At 49.4% G+C, this 17,213-nt stretch carries 19 protein-coding genes; 11 read left to right on the forward strand and 8 right to left on the reverse strand.

Translation table 11 applies throughout. The features are described 5' to 3' along the window. Nucleotides 1-31: 31 nt before the first annotated feature. Nucleotides 32-1,075, reverse strand: coding sequence for a rod shape-determining protein MreB (gene mreB, locus AC0IWZ_RS18820; RefSeq protein WP_034498906.1), 1,044 nt, complete (start codon nucleotides 1,073-1,075; stop codon nucleotides 32-34). 308 nt (nucleotides 1,076-1,383) lie between these two features. After that, nucleotides 1,384-3,324 carry an RNase E specificity factor CsrD gene (gene csrD / locus AC0IWZ_RS18825; RefSeq protein WP_410374046.1) on the reverse strand — a complete coding sequence of 647 codons (1,941 nt, stop codon included), beginning with the start codon at nucleotides 3,322-3,324 and terminating at the stop codon, nucleotides 1,384-1,386. 298 nt (nucleotides 3,325-3,622) lie between these two features. Here csrD and msrP point away from each other — a divergent pair, with 298 nt between their 5' ends. From msrP to fis, 11 genes are all read left to right on the forward strand, one after another. Then, a complete protein-coding gene (gene msrP / locus AC0IWZ_RS18830) occupies nucleotides 3,623-4,627 on the forward strand; it encodes a protein-methionine-sulfoxide reductase catalytic subunit MsrP (protein WP_115627127.1) in 1,005 nt (334 codons plus the stop codon). A 1-nt stretch (nucleotide 4,628) separates the two neighbouring features. Next, entirely contained in the window at nucleotides 4,629-5,228 is a 600-nt protein-coding gene (gene msrQ / locus AC0IWZ_RS18835) for a protein-methionine-sulfoxide reductase heme-binding subunit MsrQ (RefSeq protein ID WP_115627126.1), read from the forward strand. A gap of 232 nt (nucleotides 5,229-5,460) precedes the next feature. After that, nucleotides 5,461-5,913, forward strand: a complete 453-nt coding sequence (gene aroQ / locus AC0IWZ_RS18840; RefSeq protein WP_034498914.1) for a type II 3-dehydroquinate dehydratase — start codon at nucleotides 5,461-5,463, stop codon at nucleotides 5,911-5,913. A 21-nt stretch (nucleotides 5,914-5,934) separates the two neighbouring features. Further along, the gene (gene accB, locus AC0IWZ_RS18845; protein WP_034498916.1) at nucleotides 5,935-6,408 is read left to right on the forward strand and encodes an acetyl-CoA carboxylase biotin carboxyl carrier protein; all 474 of its coding nucleotides are present in this window, start codon (nucleotides 5,935-5,937) and stop codon (nucleotides 6,406-6,408) included. Between the two features lie 10 nt (nucleotides 6,409-6,418). Beyond that, nucleotides 6,419-7,765, forward strand: a complete 1,347-nt coding sequence (accC, locus tag AC0IWZ_RS18850) for an acetyl-CoA carboxylase biotin carboxylase subunit (RefSeq protein ID WP_034498918.1) — start codon at nucleotides 6,419-6,421, stop codon at nucleotides 7,763-7,765. A gap of 116 nt (nucleotides 7,766-7,881) precedes the next feature. Next, complete coding sequence (locus AC0IWZ_RS18855) at nucleotides 7,882-8,124, forward strand: YhdT family protein (RefSeq protein WP_034498920.1); 243 nt, start codon at nucleotides 7,882-7,884, stop codon at nucleotides 8,122-8,124. Further along, the gene (gene panF, locus AC0IWZ_RS18860; RefSeq protein WP_471678717.1) at nucleotides 8,114-9,568 is read left to right on the forward strand and encodes a sodium/pantothenate symporter; all 1,455 of its coding nucleotides are present in this window, start codon (nucleotides 8,114-8,116) and stop codon (nucleotides 9,566-9,568) included. Before AC0IWZ_RS18855 ends, panF begins: the two co-directional genes overlap by 11 nt. A gap of 11 nt (nucleotides 9,569-9,579) precedes the next feature. Next, nucleotides 9,580-10,461 carry a 50S ribosomal protein L11 methyltransferase gene (prmA, locus tag AC0IWZ_RS18865; protein WP_034498923.1) on the forward strand — a complete coding sequence of 294 codons (882 nt, stop codon included), beginning with the start codon at nucleotides 9,580-9,582 and terminating at the stop codon, nucleotides 10,459-10,461. A 168-nt stretch (nucleotides 10,462-10,629) separates the two neighbouring features. Beyond that, nucleotides 10,630-11,370: a carbonic anhydrase gene (locus AC0IWZ_RS18870; RefSeq protein WP_471678716.1), complete on the forward strand. Its 741-nt coding sequence runs from the start codon at nucleotides 10,630-10,632 to the stop codon at nucleotides 11,368-11,370. 374 nt (nucleotides 11,371-11,744) lie between these two features. After that, the gene (gene dusB, locus AC0IWZ_RS18875; RefSeq protein ID WP_034498926.1) at nucleotides 11,745-12,710 is read left to right on the forward strand and encodes a tRNA dihydrouridine synthase DusB; all 966 of its coding nucleotides are present in this window, start codon (nucleotides 11,745-11,747) and stop codon (nucleotides 12,708-12,710) included. 25 nt (nucleotides 12,711-12,735) lie between these two features. Next, complete coding sequence (gene fis, locus AC0IWZ_RS18880) at nucleotides 12,736-13,032, forward strand: DNA-binding transcriptional regulator Fis (RefSeq protein WP_003855228.1); 297 nt, start codon at nucleotides 12,736-12,738, stop codon at nucleotides 13,030-13,032. 140 nt (nucleotides 13,033-13,172) lie between these two features. Here fis and AC0IWZ_RS18885 read toward each other — a convergent pair whose 3' ends face one another. The 6 genes from AC0IWZ_RS18885 to AC0IWZ_RS18910 form a co-directional block, all read right to left on the reverse strand. Next, on the reverse strand, nucleotides 13,173-13,745 hold the full coding sequence (locus tag AC0IWZ_RS18885; protein ID WP_471678715.1) for a recombinase family protein: 573 nt from the start codon (nucleotides 13,743-13,745) through the stop codon (nucleotides 13,173-13,175). Nucleotides 13,746-13,904: 159 nt separating this feature from the next. Next, nucleotides 13,905-14,312, reverse strand: a complete 408-nt coding sequence (locus AC0IWZ_RS18890) for a hypothetical protein (RefSeq protein WP_471678714.1) — start codon at nucleotides 14,310-14,312, stop codon at nucleotides 13,905-13,907. Then, nucleotides 14,312-14,920, reverse strand: a complete 609-nt coding sequence (locus tag AC0IWZ_RS18895) for a hypothetical protein (protein WP_471678713.1) — start codon at nucleotides 14,918-14,920, stop codon at nucleotides 14,312-14,314. The genes AC0IWZ_RS18890 and AC0IWZ_RS18895 overlap by 1 nt, the downstream gene beginning before the upstream one ends. Before the next feature lie 17 nt (nucleotides 14,921-14,937). Further along, nucleotides 14,938-15,531 carry a helix-turn-helix domain-containing protein gene (locus tag AC0IWZ_RS18900; RefSeq protein ID WP_471678712.1) on the reverse strand — a complete coding sequence of 198 codons (594 nt, stop codon included), beginning with the start codon at nucleotides 15,529-15,531 and terminating at the stop codon, nucleotides 14,938-14,940. A 247-nt stretch (nucleotides 15,532-15,778) separates the two neighbouring features. Next, the gene (locus AC0IWZ_RS18905; protein WP_471680513.1) at nucleotides 15,779-16,795 is read right to left on the reverse strand and encodes a tyrosine-type recombinase/integrase; all 1,017 of its coding nucleotides are present in this window, start codon (nucleotides 16,793-16,795) and stop codon (nucleotides 15,779-15,781) included. An 80-nt stretch (nucleotides 16,796-16,875) separates the two neighbouring features. After that, nucleotides 16,876-17,067 carry a hypothetical protein gene (locus AC0IWZ_RS18910; protein ID WP_471678710.1) on the reverse strand — a complete coding sequence of 64 codons (192 nt, stop codon included), beginning with the start codon at nucleotides 17,065-17,067 and terminating at the stop codon, nucleotides 16,876-16,878. Between the last annotated feature and the right edge of the window lie 146 nt (nucleotides 17,068-17,213).

Here is a 17,213-nt window from a genome sequence, read left to right on the forward strand (position 1 = left end):
GTCTTAATGACTGCCCCTTACGTGCGGCTGATTACTCTTCGCTGAACAAGTCGCCGCCGTGCATGTCGATCATCTCCAGTGCCTTGCCGCCGCCACGGGCTACGCAAGTCAATGGATCTTCTGCAACTACTACCGGAATGCCTGTTTCTTCCATCAGCAGACGGTCAAGGTTACGCAGCAATGCGCCGCCACCGGTCAGAACCATACCGCGCTCAGAGATATCGGACGCCAGTTCTGGCGGACACTGCTCCAGTGCAACCATCACCGCACTCACGATCCCCGTCAATGGCTCTTGCAGGGCTTCGAGGATTTCATTGGAATTCAGGGTAAAGCCGCGTGGAACACCCTCAGCCAGGTTACGACCACGAACTTCGATTTCAAGCACTTCATCGCCTGGGTAAGCAGAACCGATTTCGTGTTTGATACGTTCAGCGGTTGCTTCACCAATCAGTGAACCGTAGTTACGGCGCACATAATTAATGATGGCTTCATCAAAGCGGTCACCACCAATACGAACGGAAGAGGAGTAAACCACACCGTTCAGAGAGATAACGGCAACTTCAGTTGTACCACCACCGATATCCACAACCATAGAACCGGTTGCTTCAGAAACTGGCAGGCCAGCACCGATAGCCGCAGCCATTGGCTCTTCAATCAGGAAGACTTCACGAGCACCAGCGCCTTGAGCGGATTCACGGATTGCACGACGCTCAACCTGAGTTGCACCGACTGGCACACACACCAAAACGCGCGGGCTTGGGCGCATAAAGCTATTGCTATGCACTTGCTTAATGAAGTGTTGCAGCATTTTTTCGGTCACGAAGAAATCGGCGATAACGCCATCTTTCATCGGACGGATAGCTGCGATATTGCCAGGGGTACGACCCAGCATCTGTTTAGCATCATGGCCTACGGCCGCAACACTTTTAGGTGAACCGGCACGATCCTGGCGAATGGCCACGACCGATGGCTCATTCAGTACGATGCCTTGTCCTTTTACATAAATCAGGGTATTCGCGGTACCCAGGTCAATGGACAGGTCATTGGAAAACATGCCACGAAATTTTTTCAACATACTAAGGGATAATCCTGAAAGCTGGGGCGGAAACAAAATCCGCTTACTTTACCAACCACTCATTGCAGCGACAAGGCGCAAAAATGTTCTGCAATGGTGAAAAATTGTGCAGTTTACTACGACTGTTACACCTTCGACACGTTTATCCCCAAAATGCAGAGGAAATAAACAAACGCTGTAGGTTAAACGAACAGTGCAAGGAAGCAAACTGGGTTCATTTCGTGCTTCAACAATCTGGTCAGCAGGCGTATTCGCCCCCTTGAGATGCAGCGCGCGTTATTCTACGTGAAATATTTATAAACGGCAGGTTAAACCGAATATCTTTGCGAATATTTTTTCACGTTGCTATCGAGGGGTTGTGAGGCGGCAAAAAAATCGCCCTGAGCACCCGTCACGCCTTTCTCCACCAGTGTCTGCCATTCACTTCGAGTTCTTACTCCCACCGCAAAAACTTGCGTCTGAGTCCCGTTACATGCTTCAACCAGGCTTTGAACAAACAGCTGATTTTCGGCTCGTTTCTCAATGTTTCGCACAAGCCCTGGGTGCAGTTTTATCAACTCAACATCCAACTCTTTAATATAAGACGTACCGACTACGGTCAAACCGGCCTGAGACACAGCAATTCTGGCTCCCAGCGCTTTGATTAAACGAACCACAGGTTGTAAACGGCTGATGTGTTGACAAACATCTGCCTCTGCAAGTTCAAAAAGAATACGTCGGCGTAAAGATTTTTCTGACTGCATCAGTGCATCACGCAGCCACCGCTGGAAGGGTACGCGAATTAATGATTCGACAGAGACCTGAATTGCCAGCGTTTCCTCTGGCCAGAAACCGACTAACGGTAACAAACGTGCAATGGTTTGTCGGTCATATTGCTCCGATAAACCAAACTGTTTCACCATCGGCAAATATTCCGCCGCCAGCACTTCTTGCTCGCCGTCGAAAATTCGACACATGATTTCACGGTGGTGCACATAGCCATCGCGCTTAACCGACGGCTTTTGATAAAATCGTGGGCCACCACGCTGCAAGACTTGCTCAATGAGCGTACGCCATTTAACGTTGCCGCGCCCTTTTTCAGGCAAAGTATCGTCATACACCGACCAACCGTTGGTTCCCTGCAAGGAAGCGTTTCGCGTCGCCACCTCTGCATTCTCCATCACTTGTTCTTTGGTTTGCCCACTACGCCAGGCGCAAATACCGATGTGCATCATGTCATTACGGTCGAGCATCCGTGTCGGCGGTAACGAATCAACGGCTTTTAATAGCTGACTGGCGATGCTATCGGCTTCTTTTAATGTGCGATGCGGTAACAGAACGGCAAAATCGCTGCGGAAGTAGCGTGCCAGCAAAGCACCCGGATAGCGCATCACAAATGTCGATAGCATATTAATAATGGTAAACAAATATTCTTCTACTGCACTTCGCCCCCACGTTTCATGCAAGGTATCAAAGTCCGGCAAACGAATGATCATCACCACCCCGTGCGCACCAACTTGTTCTTGCTCATCAAGTAAAGTGGCCAGTTGGTTATCAAAAAACAGACGATTGTTCAGGCCAGTTTTCGCATCCTGGGCGGCGAAAGCACGAATTAACGTATCCATTCTGCTCCGTTGATCGCTGGCATTCTGTAGATCGGATAGCAGCAAATCGAGTGCGCTGCTGGCTTGAGGCGGCCATTCCAGCACCGAACCACGCGCCCCAACGCCGCGCTCACCGTTGAGGATACGGCGTGCCCTATCCTCCAGTAACTCTTGCCCGGCGAGTTGCTTTTTCATCCAGCGAATAGCAAAGAACAGCACGATTAGCATGAAGCCGACCGTGATAGAAAGGGGGACTGTCGTGAATAAAGAGTTGTAGTAATTCGCCACCGGATCGCGATATGTCAGGCTCAGAAACGTCCCTGGATGCTTCATTAGCTCAACGGTCACGGTGCGAAAACTGTAGCTGTTTCCCAACAAGCTATAGGTTTGGGCCAGTTGATGTTGATAAACGGTGTTATCGCCTATTTTGAAATCGACCTCGGTGATATCAATGGGGACCATCACTTCGTTGAGGCGTTTGATCAAATCTTGCGGGGAACTTGAAACCAGTTCGTTATCAATAATGGTGGCAACCGCAACCACGCGTTGATGAACTTTAAAGTGCATCGCATTGAAGAAGCTTAATGAACAACCGACGAGCGTCACAAAAATCGCGAGGCCGGTCAATAGTGTCATAAAAGCAGAAAGTTTCGTCGTTAATCGCATCCTTGTGTTAACTCCGTTTGGTGAAGATATACTGCCAAAACACCCTAAGGCCTCATCTGATGCGGCATTACATAGCAAAAGCGCTGGCCTGGCAAACGCAGTGAACAGATTTTCACCCTTTGTTGCACCCGGCATTCTTTACACACCAGATTTCAAGTATAGCCTTCAGCCATTTTTTTCCCATGAACGTGATTCCAGCGTTGCCTGAGAGCGTCTAATTTTCAATTTTTTGTGACATATTCGCAGGGTTGTTCGTTCTCCGTCATGCTTAACGTATTAAGCAACGCAGGAGTTTAAGATGAAGAAGGTCACGCGCTTTACCGAAGCAGATGTCACAGCCGAATCCGTTTTTATGATGAAACGCCGTCAGGTACTGAAAGCGCTGGGGATCAGTGCCGCCGCTCTCTCCATTCCTCAAACGACACATGCCGATATTCTTTCCTGGTTTAAAGGCAATGACAGGCCACCGGCACCGTCGGGCAAACCGCTGCAATTTAGCCAGCCCGAGCAGTGGCAATCAAAACTTGCCATGACACCAGAAGACAAAGTCACCGGATACAATAACTTTTATGAGTTCGGGTTAGATAAAGCCGACCCCGCCGCTAACGCCGGTAGCCTCAAAACCGATCCGTGGAAAATCACTATCAGCGGCGAAGTGGCAAAACCCCAAACTCTCGATCTGGACGATCTGTATAAGAAATTCCCGCTGGAGCAGCGAATCTATCGCATGCGTTGTGTTGAAGCCTGGTCGATGGTGGTGCCGTGGATTGGTTTCCCACTGAGCAAGTTGCTGGCGATGGTTGAACCCACTAGCAAGGCGAAATATGTCGCCTTTGAAACCCTTTATGATCCGGAACAAATGCCGGGGCAAAAAGACCGCTTTATTGGCGGCGGGTTAAAATATCCCTACGTGGAGGGTCTGCGTCTTGATGAGGCCATGAATCCTTTAACGTTGCTCACGGTCGGTGTTTATGGCAAAGCCCTCCCGCCACAAAACGGGGCTCCAATTCGACTCACCGTGCCGTGGAAATATGGTTTCAAAGGAATTAAGTCGATTGTCAGCATTAAATTAGTCAGCGAATTACCGCCCACGACCTGGAATATGGCCGCTCCCAACGAATACGGATTTTATGCCAACGTTAACCCGAACGTAGACCACCCGCGCTGGTCGCAAGCAAGCGAAAGATTCATTGGTTCTGGTGGTGTGCTCGATGTGAAACGTCAGCCGACGCTGCTGTTTAATGGCTATGCCGATCAGGTAGCTTCGTTGTATCGCGGCTTAAATCTGAAGGAGAACTTCTAACGTGAGACTCACGGCGAAGCAAATTACCTGGCTTAAAGTGGTGCTGCATCTCGCCGCCTTCTTGCCGTTCTTGTGGCTATTTTATGCGGCAAGCCAGGGGCTTTTAAGCGCCGATCCGGCAAAAGATATCCAACATTTTACTGGCAGAATGGCACTAAAATTGTTGCTGGCAACGCTCCTGGTCACACCGCTGGCCCGCTACGGAAAACAACCGCTACTGATTCGCACCCGTCGCCTGTTGGGATTATGGTGCTTTGCCTGGGCGACGCTTCATTTAACCAGTTACGCGATGCTGGAGTTGGGCATTAGCAATTTGTCGCTGCTTGGAAGAGAACTGGTCACGCGCCCGTATTTAACTTTAGGAATAATCAGTTGGTTGGTGCTGTTATCATTGGCGGCAACGTCGACCCAATCATTGCAACGAAAGTTAGGTCCGCGCTGGCAAAAACTGCACAACCTCGTCTATCTTGTCGCTATCCTCGCACCTGTTCATTATCTTTGGTCGGTGAAGGTTATTTCCCCGCAACCACTGCTGTATGCTCTGGGCGCATTCATTCTGCTGGCCTTGCGCTACAAGAAATTCAGACAGTGGCGGCGATAACTCCAGATATGTGCTCATCCGTGCAAAAAAGTGATCAACCCGTCCATGAAAAAGGATATGAGTTGATCATCTTCCCTGATAAGACCAGTATTTAGCTGCCAATTGCTACGAAATCGTTATAATGTGCGACTTTGGTTTTTCTGACAGGCCATTTTCTGGCTCTGAAGGTGACAACCGAGCAACTTAGGTATATTTTGTAAAATACCTACAAATTGCAGGAGATGGCAGCACGATGTCGGCTAATTTTCACATTTTGCTTTTGAACGGTCCGAATCTTAACATGCTGGGTACACGTGAGCCTGAGAAGTACGGCACGCTGACTTTAGCTCAAATTGTTAACTCGCTCGAAGACGAAGCGAAAACGTTAAATGTCTCGTTCAGCCACCTGCAATCTAATGCGGAATATGAGTTGATCGACCGAATTCATCAGGCTAAAGACACTGTCGATTTTATTCTGATTAATCCGGCCGCGTTTACGCATACGAGCGTTGCGCTGCGTGATGCCTTGCTGGCCGTGGATATCCCGTTTATCGAGATCCACCTCAGTAATGTTCATGCACGCGAGCCGTTCCGCCATCATTCGTATCTTTCTGATAAAGCGGTTGGTGTCATCTGCGGATTAGGCGCTGACGGCTATTCATATGCACTACAGACGGCGGTAAAACGCTTGTCAAAATCCATCTAAACAAGAGTACGGAACCCACTCATGGATATTCGTAAGATTAAAAAACTGATCGAGCTGGTTGAAGAATCAGGCATCTCCGAACTGGAAATTTCTGAAGGCGAAGAGTCTGTTCGCATCAGTCGCGCACCGGCAAACGCTGGTTTCCCGATGATGCAACAGGCTTATGCAGCTCCAATGTACCAGCCGCAGCCAACTCTGGCTGGCGCTGTTGCTCCTGCCGCAACACCGGTAATGGAAGCGCCAGCGGCTGCTGAAGTCAGTGGTCACATCGTGCGTTCCCCAATGGTCGGTACTTTCTACCGCACCCCAAGCCCGGATGCTAAATCATTTGTTGAAGTTGGCCAGAAAGTTAACGTTGGCGACACGCTTTGCATCGTTGAAGCGATGAAAATGATGAACCAGATCGAAGCTGATAAAGCCGGTGTGGTGAAAGCCATCCTGGTTGAAAATGGTCAACCGGTTGAATTTGACGAGCCGCTGGTCGTCATCGAGTAACGAGGCGAACATGCTGGATAAAATTGTCATCGCAAACCGTGGCGAGATTGCCCTGCGTATTCTTCGTGCCTGCAAAGAGCTGGGCATCAAGACTGTCGCTGTGCATTCCACTGCGGATCGCGATTTAAAACACGTTTTGCTGGCGGATGAAACCGTTTGTATCGGTCCTGCTCCGTCCGTAAAAAGCTATCTGAATATCCCGGCAATCATCTCTGCGGCAGAAATTACTGGCGCGGTGGCGATTCACCCGGGTTACGGCTTCCTGTCTGAAAACGCCAACTTTGCTGAACAAGTTGAGCGCTCAGGCTTTATCTTCATTGGCCCGCGTGCTGATACTATCCGCCTGATGGGCGATAAAGTTTCTGCAATCAATGCAATGAAGAAAGCTGGCGTACCTTGCGTACCAGGATCTGACGGCCCACTGGACGGCGATATGGATAAAAACCGTGCCCATGCGAAACGCATCGGCTACCCGGTTATTATCAAAGCGTCTGGCGGCGGCGGCGGTCGTGGTATGCGCGTTGTACGTGGCGATGCAGACCTGGAACAATCCATTAATATGACCCGTGCGGAAGCAAAAGCTGCTTTCAACAACGATATGGTCTATATGGAGAAGTACCTCGAAAACCCACGCCACATCGAGATTCAAGTTCTCGCTGATGGTCAGGGTAACGCGATTTATCTGGCTGAACGTGACTGCTCTATGCAGCGTCGTCACCAGAAAGTTGTTGAAGAAGCGCCAGCACCAGGCATCACGCCTGAGCTGCGTAAATTCATCGGTGAGCGCTGCTCTAAAGCGTGTATCGATATCAACTATCGCGGCGCGGGTACTTTCGAGTTCCTGTTCGAAAACGGTGAGTTCTACTTTATCGAGATGAACACCCGTATTCAGGTTGAGCACCCGGTAACAGAAATGATCACCGGCGTTGACTTGATTAAAGAACAGCTTCGCATTGCAGCTGGGCAGCCATTGTCTATCAAGCAAGAAGATGTTCAGGTTCGTGGCCATGCGGTTGAATGCCGTATCAACGCCGAAGACCCGAATACCTTCCTGCCAAGCCCTGGTAAAATTACTCGTTGCCACGTGCCGGGTGGTTTTGGTGTACGTTGGGAATCGCATATCTATTCCGGCTACACCGTTCCTCCATACTACGATTCAATGATCGCGAAGCTCATCTGTTACGGTGAAACTCGTGAAGTGGCGATTGCGCGTATGAAGAACGCCCTGGCGGAACTGATCATAGATGGCATTAAAACCAACGTTGATTTGCAGACCCGCATCATGAACGATGAAAACTTCCAGCACGGTGGGACGAACATCCACTATCTGGAGAAAAAACTGGGTCTTCAGGACTAAGTTTTCTTAAGTAGTTACATCGTTAAAAGGCCGGTTATCCGGCCTTTTTCTTTTTTGATCCTCAATTTGACGCTATGCGTTACAATCGCCGCTTTCCGCCAACTCAAGGGACAATAATGGACGCGCGTTTTGTTCAGGCCCATAAAGAAGCCCGCTGGGCGCTTTGGCTCACCCTTCTCTACCTTGCAGCATGGTTAGTGGCTGCTTACTTACCTGATAACGAAATCGGCCCAACCGGTCTCCCGCACTGGTTTGAAATGGCATGCTTGCTGGTACCGCTGCTGTTTATTTTGCTGTGCTGGGCGATGGTGAAGTTTATCTTCCGTGATATTCCATTGGAGGATGATCATGCAGCTTGAAGTCATTTTGCCGCTAGTGGCGTATTTACTGGTGGTTTTTGGCATTTCTCTGTACGCCATGAAACGCCGCACTACGGGTAATTTCCTCAACGAATATTTCCTCGGCAGCCGTTCGATGGGTGGGTTCGTATTAGCGATGACGCTCACCGCAACCTATATCAGCGCCAGCTCCTTTATTGGCGGCCCAGGAGCGGCTTATAAGTACGGCCTTGGTTGGGTACTACTTGCGATGATTCAGCTCCCGGCGGTGTGGTTATCATTGGGGATTCTGGGTAAAAAGTTTGCCATTCTTGCGCGTCGCTATAACGCCGTAACCCTGAACGACATGCTGTACGCTCGCTACCAAAGCCGCCTTTTAGTCTGGCTGGCAAGTATTAGCCTGCTGGTGGCTTTTGTCGGTGCCATGACCGTTCAATTCATCGGCGGTGCGCGTTTACTGGAAACCGCTGCGGGGATTCCTTACGAAACGGGATTGCTGATTTTTGGCATCAGTATCGCCCTTTACACCGCTTTTGGTGGCTTCCGCGCCAGCGTTCTCAACGATGCGATGCAAGGTATGGTGATGCTGATTGGAACGATTTTGCTGTTGGTTGGCATCGTTCACGCGGCAGGTGGCTTGCATAACGCGGTTGATACGCTCCAGCGTATCGATCCGAAACTTGTTTCACCGCAGGGGGCTGATGACATCCTGTCTCCAACGTTTATGACATCGTTCTGGGTACTGGTTTGTTTCGGGGTGATAGGCTTGCCGCACACGGCAGTACGTTGCATCTCTTATAAAGACAGCAAAGCCGTACACCGCGGCATTATTCTCGGCACGATTGTTGTGGCGATTTTGATGTTTGGTATGCATTTGGCGGGTGCGTTAGGCCGTGCAGTGATACCGGATTTGAAAGTACCGGATTTAGTTATCCCAACGTTAATGGTCACAGTTCTACCGCCCTTCGCCGCGGGGATCTTCCTTGCAGCACCGATGGCGGCAATCATGTCGACAATTAATGCCCAATTGCTGCAATCATCCGCTACGATCGTTAAAGATCTTTATCTCAATATGCGCCCGGAGCAAATCCACAACGAGACGCGCCTGAAGAGAATGTCTTCGGTGATCACGCTGATCCTCGGTGTGCTGTTGTTGCTTGCGGCGTGGCGTCCGCCAGAGATGATCATCTGGCTGAATTTACTGGCGTTTGGTGGGCTCGAAGCTGTGTTCCTGTGGCCGCTGGTTTTGGGCCTCTATTGGGAGCGTGCTAATGCAGCCGGCGCACTGAGCGCGATGATTATTGGCGGTGGGCTTTATGCCGCGCTGGCGAGTTTCAAAATCCAGCTATTTGGCTTCCACCCAATTGTGCCATCCTTATTACTAAGTTTGCTGGCGTTCCTGGTAGGCAACCGTTTCGGTCAGCCACTGCCCGCCCCAGCACTCGTTCCAACTACTGATAAATAAAGAGTTTCGCTATGCCATGGATTCAACTGAAAATTAATACCACCGGCGCAACCGCTGAAGAGCTCGGCGATGCACTGATCGAAAGCGGCGCAGTATCCGTGACCTTTCAGGATACCCATGACACACCGGTATTCGAGCCATTACCTGGCGAAACCCGTTTATGGGGCGATACCGATGTGATCGGTTTGTACGACGCTGAAGCTGACATGAACGAAGTGGTCGCCATTCTCGAAAGCTGCCCACTGCTGAGCGTTGGTTTCCACCATAAAATCGAGCAAATCGAAGACAAAGACTGGGAACGTGAATGGATGGATAACTTCCACCCAATGCGTTTTGGCCAACGCCTGTGGATTTGCCCAAGCTGGCGTGATGTGCCCGACGCCAACGCTGTAAATGTCATGCTCGACCCAGGTCTGGCGTTCGGTACAGGCACGCACCCAACAACGTCGTTGTGCCTTGAGTGGCTTGATAGCTTAGATTTAGCAGGCAAAACCGTGATTGATTTCGGTTGTGGCTCCGGCATTCTTGCCATCGCAGCACTGAAATTGGGTGCAGCGCATGCGATTGGTATCGACATCGATCCACAAGCGATTCAAGCCAGCCGTGACAATGCGGAACGCAACGGTGTTTCTGAGCGTCTGGAACTGTATCTGCCGAAGGACCAACCAGAAGCCATGAGCGCCGACGTAGTGGTCGCTAACATCCTGGCAGGGCCATTACGTGAGTTAGCACCATTAATCAGCGTGCTCCCGGTTCAGGGCGGTTTCCTTGGGCTTTCTGGAGTTCTGGCAAGCCAGGCTGAAAGTGTCTGCGAAGCGTATCAGGATAAATTCACTCTCGACCCTGTTGCTGAAAAAGAAGAATGGTGCCGAATTACCGGCTTCAAACGCTAACTCCCCTTAAAAGTGGCCAATTGGCCACTTTTGCTGCTGACTTATTCCTAAATGTAACGCCCCCGCCATTTTTGCCCCTGCCTTCTGAAAGCCGAGTTTTATAATGCGCCGTTTCAAATGTGTCAGTTAAACGACGTTATTTAGTAAAATTTATCAGGGAATGAATTAATGAAAACCACTTTGCGCACTCTGGCAGTTCTCACAATGGGAATGCTGCCCGCTTTAGCAATGGCCTCTCACTGGAGTTATGAAGGTGAAGGTTCGCCAGAGCACTGGAGCGAAATCAGCCCAGAGAACCAAATGTGCAAGCAGGGTATGAATCAATCACCAATTGATATCGACAATACGCTTAAAGCGCACGTTAACCCGCTTAAAACCCGCTACGTTGACTCTCCGGCCACCATCATTAACAACGGTCATACGGTGCAGGCAGGTTTTACAGCCAATGCGAAAGATAGCGTGATGATTGATGGCGTCTCTTTCCAGCTCCAGCAGCTCCATTTCCATGCGCCAAGCGAGAACACGCTTCATGGCAAACATTACGATATGGAAATGCATCTGGTGCACAAGAATGCCGACGGGGAACTCGCTGTGGTTGCAGTCATGTTCGAAACCGGAGCGGCAAACAGCGAATTGAGTAAGCTTTGGCAGGCGATGCCAGCGAAGGCAGAAGAGTCTAGCCAACTCACCCAGAAAATCGATATCAACAAACTGTTACCCTCTGACTTGAGCCACTATCGTTTCAGTGGATCGCTGACAACGCCACCGTGTTCAGAAGGTGTCCGTTGGCTGGTGATGAAACACCCTGTGACGCTGTCTGAGCAACAATTGAAACAATTCACCTCAGTGATGCATCATCATAATAACCGCCCTGTACAGCCTTTACATGGCCGCGTAGTTGTTGAATAGATAGTCTATTAACGGGGTTTTTTACCCCGTTTTCATTTACTTTTCTCCCGCCTGACGTTAGCGTTTTCGTGCAAAAAAACGAGATTTCACTCACATAAAAATGCATAAATTGGTGAACAAAGCAGCAGTTTATAGGGTGATAGCGGTCAAAATTGGTGAAGATTGCCTCCCGGTTTCACAAAAATCAAAAAGAGCATAAATAAACCAAATCAAATTAACTTACTGATAATTATAATTAATTTGTTTTGTCTGTTATTCCATATGCGGATTCATTGATCTACGACAGCTGATTGTTCAAAGTTTGGCCTTTCATCTCAGGCTAAAAATGCGTAATATACGCCGCCTTGCAGGCAAGTATGGTCATTTCTTAACTCATGCGCATTGGACACCACCAGCTCAGGAATCGACTGATTGCAGCACCGATGGCTGGCATTACCGACAGACCATTCAGGACGCTGTGTTACGAGATGGGGGCGGGGCTTACTGTTTCGGAGATGATGTCATCTAACCCAGAAGTTTGGGCGAGCGACAAATCACGTTTACGGATGGTGCACGTGAATGAACCAGGTATTCGCACCGTGCAAATTGCCGGTAGTGATCCTGATGAGATGGCAGAGGCCGCACGCATTAACGTGGCTAATGGCGCCCAGATTATTGATATCAATATGGGATGCCCAGCGAAAAAAGTGAATCGCAAGCTCGCGGGTTCCGCTCTGCTGCAATACCCAAGTCTGGTGAAGTCTATCCTGACGACGGTAATTAACGCAGTTGATGTACCTGTGACGTTGAAGATTCGCACTGGCTGGGATACGGCGCACCGTAACTGTGAAGAGATTGCCCAACTGGCTGAAGACTGTGGCATTCAGGCTCTGACAATTCATGGACGCACCCGCGCCTGTTTATTTCAGGGAGATGCTGAATACGACAGCATTCGGGCAGTTAAGCAGAAAGTTTCCATTCCGGTAATCGCGAATGGTGACATTACTGACCCGCTTAAAGCCAGAGCTGTGCTCGACTACACAGGGGCTGATGCTCTTATGATAGGACGTGCAGCTCAGGGAAGACCCTGGATCTTTCGGGAAATCCAGTATTATCTGGACACTGGAGAGCTGCTTCCTCCCCTGCCTCTGGCAGAGGTGAAGCGCTTACTTTGCGGGCATATTCGCGAACTTCATGACTTTTATGGTCATGCAAAGGGATACCGGATTGCTCGCAAACACGTTTCCTGGTACCTACAGGAACACGCTCCAAATGACCAGTTTCGGCGCACATTCAACGCCATTGAGGATGCAAGCGAACAGCTTGAGGCGTTGGAGGCATACTTCGAAAATCTTGCGTAATTAGAAATAAAGAGCTGACAGAACTATGTTCGAACAACGCGTAAATTCTGACGTACTAACCGTTTCAACCGTTAACTCACAGGATCAGGTTACCCAAAAACCTCTGCGTGACTCCGTGAAACAGGCACTGAAGAACTATTTTGCTCAACTGAATGGTCAAGATGTTAGTGATCTGTATGAGCTGGTATTGGCTGAAGTAGAGCAGCCATTGTTGGACATGGTGATGCAATACACCCGTGGCAACCAAACCCGCGCTGCCCTGATGATGGGCATCAACCGTGGCACGCTGCGTAAGAAATTGAAAAAATACGGCATGAACTGATATTAATCAGTTAAGTTGTTGTTTAAAAAGGCGCTACTCGGCATGGGGAAGCGCCTTTTTTAACGAATGGACTACACCATAGACTACACATAGATGTGAACGAACCGGGACAATGGGAGTATTTAGCCGTGTTGCTCCTGTTATCTCTTATAGCTGTATACCGTTGTTTTGCCCGCCTTAATACCACGGCCCACCAGCTCCGCTGATATCTGCGGGTAACTCATCCCCTGCGCCCAAAGACCGGCGATCAGTTCACCATGTTCAAACGGTGGACGGCCACAGTGCACACCCTCAGATTTTGCGCGGGCAATTCCTGCTTCGCGGCGTTCGGCAATAATGCTTTTTTCCATCTCAGCGAAACCCGCCATCATGTGAAGCATCATTTGCCCTGCCGGTGTGCTCAGGTCGAAACCTTCACGCAGGCTGATTAACTTCACGCCCTTAGCCTTGATGGTTTCCACGGTGCTTAATACGTCGATAGCGTTACGGCCTAAACGGTCGATAGCCACAACCACGAAAATATCCCCACGGCGGGCGGTGCGGATAGCCTCCATCAGTGCCGGGCGTTGCTCTGCCGGAACCGCGCCGCTAATCCCTTCATCAGCGAAAACAAAATCATTATCCAGTGAGTACCCGGCAGCCTCGATTTGCTGGCGCTGATTTTCTACAGTCTGATCGTTTGTTGAAACGCGAAGGTAAGAGATAACAGCCATGTTGAATTGCTCCGGGTGTTTTTGTTCGTAAAGTCAGTTCGCAAATAATAGCAGTTCATAAATTAATAAACAAACTTTACGAACACATAAAACACCCTTGTTTTAACTGTTCGTAAAGGAACTCCTTTATGAACACTTCCATGACCAACGCCCCAACAATCACCCCATCATTGTTTTATATATTTCTGCGGCCCCCTCCGGAGTGACACCCTCAGGAAATAATTTCCCTTGTAACTCCGCTATTCTTGCCTGTCGTTGTCCTGGGGTCATTGACTCCACAGGGTCAACCACCTCACCTTTGGCATTGATAAAAGCAATCTCGAACCTATCCGCCTGCTCCTCATCACTCAAGTTAGCGAAAGGATTTGCCAGCGCCGCTTTCAAACCATGCTGAATTTCAAGCAAGAGTGTTTTAGGAATGGCTAGTCCTTTGATTTCAAGTTCAGTGGCCGCAGCCAAGGCGCTAATTTTCCCTTCCATCTTGCTTTTGAGTACATCTCTTAAAAATTTGCGCTGCGCTTTCCTTTCCAGCGCTTCCAGTTCAGCTATCATCTGATCGCGTGTCATTACCACTCCTCCTGCTCACCTGCCTGTTGTCTGGCATCGCGCAGCGCTTCAGCCAGTTCTTCATTCGTCATTAACCTATAACGACCAGGTTCACCACCTACACCTTCAAGAATTTTCCTGGCTTCAAGCATTAGCGTGTCAGGTATAGCGATCCCCTCGATTTCAATTTCCTGCACTGCCGTTAGTGCGCTAATCTCCCCGGATGATTTGCGGCGTATAACATCACGCAAAAAATCCCGGCGCTGACCAATGGACAAATCAGCCACGCTAGGGCCGCCCCGCATCTTACTTGCTGCCAGTACATCACTATGGCTAGGAATAACCTCCTCAGTAACCGTTTTTACATCACTCCCCTGCTTGGTAGTTATCTTGCGCTTACGCGTTTCAAGATTGCCCTGCATCACTTTATTTATTTTTTCATCCAATATTTGCCTGGCTTCACTGAACGCCCGGTCAAATTCATGATCGCTTTTACGCCATTTTCTTATTGTCGTTTCAGAAACGCCAAGCCGCTTGGCTACGTAATTATTGCTTGTCTTTTCGCGTGAAAGACAGATATCAACCACCAGCGCGATAAACCGTTTATTGAATTTCTTTTCGGTCGCCATGCCAGCCCCTCCGGCACTTAGTTTGGTTGCGCATTTGCACGCACCATGGCTTCGATCTTTTCGTCATTAATGCCGGAAAGGTAATAAGCCTCAAGAAACAATGACAACGGCGGGCGTATCCCTCTCACATCTAGCGCGTTACACGCCTCGAAGGCTGTATATTCCCCTTTAGACTTCTTTTCCAGAACACAGAGAAGGACTTCAATCTCCAAATACAGCGTATGAGTAACACTCGAACCCATAGACACCAAATCATGAGCCGCCACAATCGCCGAGCACTCCCCGTTTATTTTTTTCCAAATTACGGAACGTGACACCTCACGCCTTCTACGCTGTTCAACCAATTTGCGCAGCTCTACGGCCTCATGGGCATAATATGGGCTGTTCGGGTTAATATCAGTGCGCTCAAGCTCCACCCCCTGACTAATAAAACTTTCAGCATCAGCAAACGCCGCGTTGAAGTTTTTATGTATTCTCCGCCAGTCCCTGATTGTCTTTTCACTAACTCCTATCAACCTGGCAATATAGCGATTACTCGCCACCTTCTGGTTAAGTAATGAATGATTGATCACCATCTGAATAAATGCCGGTCTGAACCTTTTTTTAGTCATCACTTCTCCCCCTAAAAAGCCACTTGCTCAATATTTGAACGATTATTTTTATCCACAGAAAACATGATTTTTCTTCCGCGCGTGTTTAGGGCAAAACACCCACTCAACGCCTTGCCAGTGCTGGAAAAAATAAGCCTGAAAAAAACTCGAACTTGTGCATTTTTTGTACATCCGCGATTTTCTCCCCGCAAAGCCGCATGAAATAAGGCATGTAACCATTTACACCTATTTACGATACATGCACGATTTAGAACCCTTTTAGACTCCCCGTCAGCGGCCACTCCTGCTCCAGAAAATGGGCATAGACTGCTGCTGTTATTGAGGCATCTTTATGTCCTGCAAACTTCGCCGCATCCGCCATTGTTGCCCCGCGGCGCAACAGATTTGTGATGGCAAAATGACGCAAATCGTAATAACGCCCGATCCCGTACTCATTCAGTAACTGCCGCATAATCCCGCGCTTACTGTAATTCAGGCTCAGGCGCTGCCTGCGCTTACCCATGATTACCGGAAACTGTGTTCCTAACAGGCTCTTATCCAGCAGCTGCCACACTTCCTCTGGCATGTTCACCTTTCGCCCTTCTTTACAGCGTTTAGTGCCTTCTTTCTCACCCTGCGGAGTAAGATGCCTGCGAAGGATAATTTTTTCCCGGCTCACGTCGCAGTAACGCAACGCCATTAGCTCGCTAGGACGAAGACCACACACCGCCCCCAGCAAAATAGCTAACTTCTCCCTAAGTCCTGCCGCATCAAGCATTGCCACAATTGTTTTTTTTTCGGGTAATTCTATTTTGTGGGATGTTCTACCGGATAACCGCCCTACCGGGTTAGCGGTCAGCCAGTGACCCGCCACCAGCAAACCAAATGCAAAGCGTAAGTATTTTTGCGTCATTGTCGCCAACTCACCCAGGCGGTGCGGTGTCAGCTTGCTTATTGTCACTTTCAGCAGCTCCGGTGAAAGCACGCCAAGCTGTTTCCGGTACTGCTCATAAGTGCCAAGCGAAATACTATGATTTTCAACCCGTCCGTACTGATATCCCAGCCAGAACCACACCGCCTTTTGTACGGGCCAGCGCCTCACCGCCGCTACACTATCCGCCAGCGGCATAAGCTGGTGTTCTGATAACTCTGCCTGCCAGAAAAACCTCATAGCCTCATCAAGAGTGCGAGGACGGGCAACAGCATTTTGCCTTGATATTTCATTACGATATCTGACAGTGAACCGCCGCCGCGTGCCGGTTCCGCTTTCACTTATGCTTGCCATTAATCCCGCTCCCCGCCTGCAATCCTTCGCGCCCAGCCTTCAGGCGCAATCACGTCCAACCAATGAGCAATACTGGTGAATCAGCACTCATTATTTTTTCCTTCTTGCTTACGCAGTTCCAGCGCTGAATCAATCAGGCTGCGCGCTACGGTATGAATGGACGGGCAAGCACCGATCCCCGAACGCTGGCGCTCCTGTTCCTGAATCTGGCGGATTTGCTCAAGCTGGTCACGGTTAATCAGTACGGCGGTTGAATTACGGGGAGCTGGCATACTTCACCTCATTGTGATGAGCGAAATAAACATAATTTCATAAAATGAAATGATAGACTTAATTGTTGCGTTTTGTGCAATTATTTTGACAGTTTTTAGCTACAATTTGCGGTATGAGGCATAAAAGTAAAAATTAGAGTGTTCAA

It is taken from the genome of Buttiauxella sp. AC142, from assembly GCF_979253435.1.